This is a genomic window from Blautia sp. ZXY-1-C6, assembly GCF_056339875.1.
The window spans coordinates 1-1502 of record NZ_JBWJVQ010000260.1 but is presented as its reverse complement, the minus strand read 5'-3'; the positions used below and the strand labels follow the sequence as shown (position 1 = coordinate 1502).

The following is a 1502-nucleotide window of genomic DNA, read 5'->3' as shown; positions in this document are numbered from 1 at the left end:
CGCCCACTTCTACTGTTATCGTATTTTCATCGGAATACAGAATATTACCAGTGATATATTGGATATCATAAGTTTCTTCCTGTGCAGATTCCTGATCTGCGGGATCTCCCTGGCTTTGGTAAATTTCCGCTTCTGCGTTATTTCCAGACTGTTGATTCTGCACACTGTCTCCTGGATTTGCTGCCACAGCTGTGGGCGTTGGCTTCCTGGTAACAGCCGTAGTAAGATTTGGAATAAACTTTACAGCATCCTTACCACTTTCGCTTTCCGTTTGCGCGGATTCGTTGCTTCCTGACAATTCACATCCTGTCAGGGTCACCGTGATACCTGTCAATATCACAAAAAACACTTTCAGAATCTTTTTTCTCATTTTTTATCCTTTCTTTTTTACTTTTTACAATTTTTATTTTACTCTAAATAACTTCCCATTACCTATTTCTGGCACTAATAACACCTAAAAGTCTTCCAACAGAAATAATAGCTGTCTTATCATTCCAAAAAGTCCGTGGCCTATCATACAAGGATACAGGCCACGGACTTTTTTCGTCATTTAAGGACATCAATTCTTTTTTTCATCTCATTCCGAACGTGAATCCTGCTTCGCCAGAAGATGGTTCTTTATTTCATTCAGGTCATTCTGAACGGTATAAAGAATCTGATATTTTTCTGTAAGCTTTTCTATTACAGACTGATAATTATTTTCACGTTCTTCCTGTTTCTTGTCCCTCTGCTCATTCGATTTCACTACGTAGATGAGCAGAAATACCGCCACCACTGCCCATATCCCCTGCGACAGAGCGGCATCGAGCATAGTTGTCTCCATGTCCTGTTTCCTCCTTCCCGCTATATTAAACGTCCTCTTATCTTTTCCCCAGCCGCCGGGTTCCAAATAGATACGTTCAACCTTTAAAGAGTCGCTACAATACCGATTTGTCAACTAACAGCCTTTTTCTGCCGATGTTTCCATTTTTCCTTCATGCACGCCGGATTCTTTTAAAATTAGGTATCACTTAAATTTTTTCTGATTTTAGTTTCTGATTTTCTTCTCTTTTACTACTTCCCCAATTAAAGGAGGTAGTTTAATATGAAGTCATTGCCAGAGCTTATACATGATTATAAATCAGGGGTTCCCGGTACAGATGCCAAAATCCTGCAACGTATGCAGCCACTCATCAAAGGTACTGCAGCCAAAATCCACTGCATGGAAAGAGAGGATTCTCAGCAGGAATTATATCTTTCTCTCCTGCAGGCCATCCCATATCTGAACGAAGACTCTTCAGAAGGAGAATGCGTAAAATACATACAGACAGTTATCCAGAACCGATATAAATCCCTGTGCCGCTGCAATCTTTCGGCTCCCGAGACAGACGATATTGATTCCAGCACAGCCATTCTCACGGCTCCGGACACCTTTGATGACAGCTACTATGATATTGCCGCATTCATTGCTTCCCTGCCCGAGAAAAGCATAAAGCAAGAAATCATGACTCTTTTCTTCGTGA

Annotated in this window: 3 protein-coding genes; 1 reads left to right on the top strand and 2 read right to left on the bottom strand. The window is 41.1% G+C overall.

Annotated elements, in window-relative coordinates; genetic code table 11:
• On the bottom strand, positions 1-370 hold a 370-nt coding region (locus AC075J_RS16855), incomplete at its 3' end, for a hypothetical protein (protein ID WP_476390527.1).
• A gap of 207 nt (positions 371-577) precedes the next feature.
• Positions 578-823: a BhlA/UviB family holin-like peptide gene (locus AC075J_RS16850; RefSeq protein ID WP_055060269.1), complete on the bottom strand. Its 246-nt coding sequence runs from the start codon at positions 821-823 to the stop codon at positions 578-580.
• A 261-nt stretch (positions 824-1084) separates the two neighbouring features.
• On the opposite strand from AC075J_RS16850, the gene AC075J_RS16845 reads away from it, so the two are divergent.
• The coding region (locus AC075J_RS16845; protein ID WP_476390526.1) for a sigma-70 RNA polymerase sigma factor region 4 domain-containing protein at positions 1085-1502 on the top strand (418 nt) is incomplete at its 3' end.